Raw genomic sequence first — 6,409 nt, forward strand, 5'->3', positions numbered from 1 at the left:
AGCCACGGATCGAATTAAGGTCGCTATCGAGCAAGAATCGTTACAAACTGCTTAATAAAATTGTTTATTTATTTTTAAAAAACCAACAAATCTTCAAGGGGCTATTCTGTTTATTTTTAAAATCGTCAATTATGAAATTGATTCAATTAAGCTGAATATACTTTTCATTTTAAGCTAACTATTAACGTTAATCGGCTAATTTTATAATACCTGGTAACAAACAAAAAGGTACGCAAAATCACTTGACTACGTTCTATATCGCAATTCTCTTCATAAAATGAATGTATACCAACACTCATTTTAAAAAAGGGGATTAGACAATGTATGCCATTCATTATCTTGAAAACAATATTGAACTACTCAATATAGCATCCCGGGAAATACCGGCCGTGGATGAAAGCGTAAGGATAAAAGGACGGAACGGAAAAGTGATAAGCGTTGAAAAGATGAGCGAAACTAAATACTTTGTGGTGGTTGAGTTTGAAAAGAAAGTTGAAAAAAGCAATACAAACTTAAAGAGTTTTGGTAGGAATCGAAAATGACTTTCTGTCGATATCATTCATTGTGATAATTCAAAATGCCTGTGCAACATTGAATTCAATGTTGCACAGGCATTCTTTAATAGATGTTGACACGAATAAGGATTGAATTACAGACAGAGAAGGTCGACCTCCTCCATGAATATTAATAATCTCCGTGTTATGATAGTGAGGTAAACTATAACTTGTCAGAAGAAGGAGAAAACTAGTCTCCAAACCGCAAATCAGATGTATGAAAAGAGGAGGAATTGTAAGATGATTATTCATCCAATCAAAGCTTTTGCTGATAATTACATATGGTGCATTCAAAAAGAAACAGAAGTAATTGTGGTTGATCCCGGAACAGCGAATGATGTCCTTAATTACCTTGAAGAAAAGCAGCTTCGCTTGGCGGCCATTCTTTTAACACATAAGCATGAAGACCATACCGGCGGGGTACTCGAGATTCTCGCGAGTTATCCAGAAATTCCGATTTATGGACCGAAAGAAACGGATGCCTTGGCGAATCATATTGTAGAAGAAGGGGACACTTTTAACTTGTTGGGCCAAACTTTTCAAGTCTTTGAAACGGGCGGGCATACACATGGCCATATTAGTTTTGTAATGGGAAATCATCTGTTTTGTGGGGATGCCTTGTTTTCAGCAGGATGCGGTCGAGTTTTTACCGGTGATTACGAAGCTCAATATGAATCCTTGCAGAAATTTAAACGCTTGGATGATAATGTAAGTATTTATGCTGGTCACGAGTATACCGAAACTAATTTACGCTTTGCATACGACATGCGTCCAGACAACGAAAAAATCTCCATATCATTGAATGAAGTCCGTGAAGTACGTGCAAAAGGAGAGCCAACACTCCCGTCAACGATCGGCAGGGAGAAGGAAATTAACCTATTTCTACAAGCAGAAACATTGGAGGACTTCATCGAATTACGTAATGCCCGTGATGACTTCTAAATGATACGGTTTTAAATCGGCAACAGTCATTGAAAATAGCTAGTCGCTTAATTCAATCGATTCAAATGAACTTATAGAGGATCTATGATACGATAAAATCAGTATATTTACGGAGGATGATAAAATGAACCAAGTACTCGTTGAGATTTGTTTACGTGTTAGAGACATTGATGCTACATTAGATTTTTACACGGAGCTTTTTGATTTTGAACTAGCTAGTCGCAGAGAATTCCCTGAAGATAAATTTGATTTAATCTATTTAAATTCACCAGGTTCTTCAGTACAAATCGAACTTACTTACAATTATGATGCAGAACCATATGTTATAGGAAATGGGTTCAGTCATTTAGGCGTAACAGTAAATGATTTAGAAGAAATGCATAAAATTTGTAAAGCTTCTGCTTATGAAACAGGCGAATTGAGAGGCCTTTCAGGTGGAACACCTTCTTACTTCTTTGTTACTGACCCTGACGGCTATCGAATCGAAGTAAAGCGTGAGCACTAAAATGTTCTAAATACAAATTAATTATAAAAAGCCTACTCCTCGATCCTCTACTTACAAAATAGAGAAATGAGGGTTAGGCTTTTATTTTAATGGTGTGTCATTTGTCCCTTTACAAAATCTTTATTATAAAATTGGTGCAATGAAAATCGGATGTTTATTTTAATAGGTTACAACTTCAATTCCAACCACGCTACGCACTCCACATGTGTGGAGTGTAATTGACAACACATTGGATGTTGGTGGGTTTATCACATCTTTTGCTCGTTATTTATATGTAACCGTAAAATAGTGCACACCTAATTTACGCTTTTTGATTATGCGATAATCTTCATATTTCTAACTAAAAGAGTGTAGCTAAAAATTGTTTAGCATTGACATCATTGTAAGTGCGGGTTCATTCGAAATGTGTAAAACCTTTAGAAAATAAATGAATAAAGTTCCAAGCTGCAAAGCCAATGGCAGCATCTTTTCTTATTGGTTGTTATTTAGGGGAGTAATTTTGAACTGAGTTGGTATGATGAAAAGTTTACTGATTGGTACAATTATAATAACCCCTTTGCTGTCGCCTAATGGAATGTGTTTGGCTTGTGGTTATATAGGTAAAGAATATCAAAGGTCAAAAGACACTTGCTTAATGAATCAGAATAACTGAATAAGTATACCTAAAAATACAGAAAAAAGATTTTTATAGTAATCCGTTATTCGCAGCCTATCGGTAAACAACTCACTATAAAAAATGTAACACGTTCAGTTTTGATTTGCAAAACCGAAATAACAACCATTATCCACTAGTAATTAAACATCAATTAATCGTCTAATTAGATTAGTTTTTGGGAGACCTTTTATACTCATTGAAAGTATCGAATTTTTTCGATGCTTTTCTTTTTTAAAAAGGTATTATTGGGAATCTCTGGTATACTATTATTGAACCGAAAATATATTGTTGCTCAACAATCGGAGCTATTTTGTTGAACAGTTATGCTAAAACTTTTATAAGTCATTATTTGGGGAGGGGAAGGAAATGCGTAAAATTGGTGCAATCGTGTTGGGCATTTATGATTTGTTTTTGGCGATGGGTGCAATTTGGCTAGGAGTTCAAATGATAACGTCGAGTAATGGAACGTTTTTTGCCGATCCATATCCCGACAGTTGGGTGTCCAATCTTCCTTTTGATAGTTGGGTTATGCCTGGGATTTTAGCAGTTGTCATATTTGGACTCGGTAATATTATAGCGGCAGTGTTAAGTTTTAAAAAAGAACATAATAGTTCTTGGTATGCATCTGCTGTTATGGGAGTAGTTTTCTTGTTCGGTTTGGCTTATCAGTACATTGCCGTTGGTGAAATGTATATAGTAACTGGACCCTTTTTAATTATTGGCATTGTCCAGCTATGTCTTAGTGGTTATGTTTTTTGGAGTTATAGAAAAGGTCTCAAATTGAACAAAAGATATAGTTAATAAATTTTCCTCAATCGGGTGCGATTGTTCAAGATTAGCTGCTCTTGAGATGAACCAAAATAATGATTGGATTAAAGCTGGTGTTTTAGATTTTATCATTCAAAACCGAACTGGTTTTTTCTATGTAAAAGAGTTCAGCTCGTTAGCCTCAACTCTTTTTTATTCAAACTCAGAGAACACTTGCAACAATCTCATCGACATCTGAAAGATTAACAAAACTGACTACTCCATTTTCCTCAGAAAGTTCCAGATGGTTACAAATCAAGATTCCATCAAAACGATTCCTGATTTTTTCTTTCAGTTCTTCAAATTCAATCTCACTAACTTCTTTCAATAAATATTTCCTTTCAACACCACGAGAAAAGTACACTTTAATTTGGATCCTCATTGTCTCCACCAACCCTTCGTAATGTATTATAACCAAAAATATGCAATTGCTAAAGTGAATTCAAAGTCTTTTCCAATTTCTTACCTTTATTATTTTTAATACAAATCTTTTACTATAGGGTACGATTTACAAAAACTTAACTTGCATCATCGTCACACCACAATAAGTGTCACTTTAAACAGTGGTTACACAAATTCAGTCACATTCTTAATTGGAGTAAAAGGAAAAGTATTATGAATTGCTAGAAGGTTTATAAGCTACCTATATCAATAAAAACCAGACAACCAATTGATGTTTCAATTGACTCTCTGGTTAGGTTTATAATTAGAGTTTTGCGAATCAAAAATGAACGGGTTATTAATTTGGCGGTTTATATGTTTAAAATGATTATATTTTAGAATAGCACTCTTCAGCAATGCATTATGACTTACACGCCGATTGGACATTATTTTCTAAATACGGAGCATAAGTTTAAAAAGGAATTTTAAATAATTTGTCGAATAAAACAAGTAATAATAATTAGATACAAATAACCGAAAATAGGTGATTACTATTACTAACATAGATGAGGATTATTCAGAACAATACACTGAAGATAGTTTTTGGAGAAAGGTATTAAAGTACGGAAAAAAGGCAGGGGTTAAAGTTACCTATGCTGCATTACTACTTTTCTACACTGCCCAAAAACCTACAATACCGTTAAAAGCAAAAGGCACTATTTTTGGTGCTTTAGGATATTTCATTTCCCCAATAGATTTTATACCGGACATTACGCCAGGTGTTGGATATGCTGATGATTTAATCGTTTTGATTACTGCTTTATTAATTGTGGCCGCCTATATAGACACCGAAACAAAACAACTAGCAAAAAATAAAATAGTAGATTGGTTTGGGAAAAATGCATTAAAGGCCGTTGAATCTATAGATAAAGATATTGAAAAGAAACGTCATAAAAATGAAGATAATGACGAATAAATATATTGGCTTGTTGAATTTAGGGTCTTTTTTTTATTAATAATATATGATCACTTGTATTATTTTTTAATTAATCTTCCAATAACATCCAAAACCGATTACTTTCACACTTATTAGTACGTATTTTATGTCAAATATCTACTAATACTTCTACTTAACTTTTTTAGCAAGATGACCGAATATAATGTTATGGTGCAAAATCTTCTTCAAGACTCGCAACCGCTAGTAATATATCAACTTTTGATATATCTATGTATTCGGCTTGCTTTCTTTATGCCTAGGCCATCTGTTATAACCAATACTCGGATCATTTGATTTATGGTATCTAATACATTCAACCTCTTTAAGATTGACCTCTTTGTCCGTGGCAGTTTCTGACTCCCATAATATTTCTTTCCGAATCGTAAAATCGCTTCGTTCTTCCCTCGAAAAGTCTTTCTCAATTAATTTGTTATTAGCACTCCCATAGTAGTTAATATTATCTGTAAAATCCTTACCAATATAAATTTTTCCATTTGGATACGTAATTTTATAAATGACCTTCATACTTCAAATAAATCCTTTCTAAATTGAACTATTGATTCCATTTATTATCATTTGATTACTTAATAACCTAGCGAGATTATGATATAAACTAAATTGTTTATAAAGTACTCACCCACCTAATATATTTAATCTGAAGAATTATTAAACAAATATTTTATAACTTCTTCATCCTCTAAGTCTCATACACTTTTAAATCTCACAACAATAATATTGCCATCTACATCTGCAAATTCAAGTTCCAATTTTTCACCTGGAACAGAAATATCTCCCCTTATATAATACTCTCTATATTTAACTAAAGTATAATAAAGGCCACTTTTTCATTGTTACAGCTCTTTTATCATTTCCTTTACCCAATCTGGACCGATACTTAAAAGGGTAAAAATTCTTATTAAAGAATTGCACCCGTTTGTATTAGAAGATTAACCAGACAGTTCTGATAGACCTTTTATCTATCATTTAGCTTAGATTTTCTTAGCTCTTTAAACTGTTCATTAATTAATCTCAAGATTTCTAAATAACTATTGCTCAGAGCTTCTTTATCACTAGGAGCTTTTTCTTCCATTACAAACTGGCGTTCATTTATGTCTTCAATGGAATTAACGTTTGTTACTATTGTCTCATCTAATAGATGGAATATATCAAATAACAAAGGTCTTATATGTTCAGTATATTTATTTTGATTAAGTTCACGTCCGTAATGTATATTATGCTCAAGAACTTCATAACTACCATTTAATTGGAGTATTTTATTAAATGTTTGAAATTTAATAGTTTGCTCTTGGTGAAATTTATCAATCTTCATTTTTTCTCCGTCCCATTTTTGTTGTTTGCGCACAATACTTTGTTGAATAAAAAATGTAATCAATCCACCTATAATCACACCTAACAAAGAAGGTGTAACCGTCAAGTAGAATTGGACACTTTATGCTAATTAACTTTGAACACTTTCGCTTTCAAACATACTGACACGATGTTTCATACGGTAACTATCATCATTTAAATTAACGACCTCAACGCGGTGAAGTAAACGATCTAAAATC

The 6,409-nt window shown here is 33.0% G+C and carries 9 protein-coding genes; 5 read left to right on the forward strand and 4 right to left on the reverse strand.

Going from position 1 to position 6,409, the window contains the following annotated elements; all coding sequences use genetic code 11:
* Nucleotides 1-320: 320 nt before the first annotated feature.
* From ACXYMX_RS16770 to ACXYMX_RS16785, 4 genes are all read left to right on the forward strand, one after another.
* Nucleotides 321-542, forward strand: a complete 222-nt coding sequence (locus ACXYMX_RS16770; protein ID WP_459045391.1) for a hypothetical protein — start codon at nucleotides 321-323, stop codon at nucleotides 540-542.
* Nucleotides 543-794: 252 nt separating this feature from the next.
* On the forward strand, nucleotides 795-1,496 hold the full coding sequence (gene gloB / locus ACXYMX_RS16775) for a hydroxyacylglutathione hydrolase (protein WP_459045392.1): 702 nt from the start codon (nucleotides 795-797) through the stop codon (nucleotides 1,494-1,496).
* A gap of 124 nt (nucleotides 1,497-1,620) precedes the next feature.
* Complete coding sequence (gene gloA / locus ACXYMX_RS16780; RefSeq protein ID WP_459045393.1) at nucleotides 1,621-2,001, forward strand: lactoylglutathione lyase; 381 nt, start codon at nucleotides 1,621-1,623, stop codon at nucleotides 1,999-2,001.
* Nucleotides 2,002-3,022: 1,021 nt separating this feature from the next.
* Entirely contained in the window at nucleotides 3,023-3,457 is a 435-nt protein-coding gene (locus ACXYMX_RS16785) for a hypothetical protein (protein ID WP_459045394.1), read from the forward strand.
* A 169-nt stretch (nucleotides 3,458-3,626) separates the two neighbouring features.
* Here ACXYMX_RS16785 and ACXYMX_RS16790 read toward each other — a convergent pair whose 3' ends face one another.
* Nucleotides 3,627-3,845 (reverse strand): hypothetical protein, encoded by a 219-nt coding sequence (locus ACXYMX_RS16790; RefSeq protein WP_459045395.1) that lies wholly within the window; start codon nucleotides 3,843-3,845, stop codon nucleotides 3,627-3,629.
* A gap of 543 nt (nucleotides 3,846-4,388) precedes the next feature.
* Here ACXYMX_RS16790 and ACXYMX_RS16795 point away from each other — a divergent pair.
* On the forward strand, nucleotides 4,389-4,820 hold the full coding sequence (locus ACXYMX_RS16795) for a YkvA family protein (protein ID WP_459045396.1): 432 nt from the start codon (nucleotides 4,389-4,391) through the stop codon (nucleotides 4,818-4,820).
* Between the two features lie 249 nt (nucleotides 4,821-5,069).
* Here the strand turns inward: ACXYMX_RS16795 and ACXYMX_RS16800 are convergent, their stop codons facing one another.
* From ACXYMX_RS16800 to ACXYMX_RS16810, 3 genes are all read right to left on the reverse strand, one after another.
* Nucleotides 5,070-5,366 carry a GIY-YIG nuclease family protein gene (locus tag ACXYMX_RS16800; RefSeq protein ID WP_459045397.1) on the reverse strand — a complete coding sequence of 99 codons (297 nt, stop codon included), beginning with the start codon at nucleotides 5,364-5,366 and terminating at the stop codon, nucleotides 5,070-5,072.
* A 448-nt stretch (nucleotides 5,367-5,814) separates the two neighbouring features.
* Nucleotides 5,815-6,276 (reverse strand): hypothetical protein, encoded by a 462-nt coding sequence (locus tag ACXYMX_RS16805; protein WP_459045398.1) that lies wholly within the window; start codon nucleotides 6,274-6,276, stop codon nucleotides 5,815-5,817.
* Nucleotides 6,277-6,300: 24 nt separating this feature from the next.
* Nucleotides 6,301-6,409: ATP-binding protein (locus tag ACXYMX_RS16810; RefSeq protein WP_459043586.1), on the reverse strand; the 109-nt coding region annotated here is incomplete at its 5' end.

This window comes from Sporosarcina sp. CAU 1771, assembly GCF_054482775.1.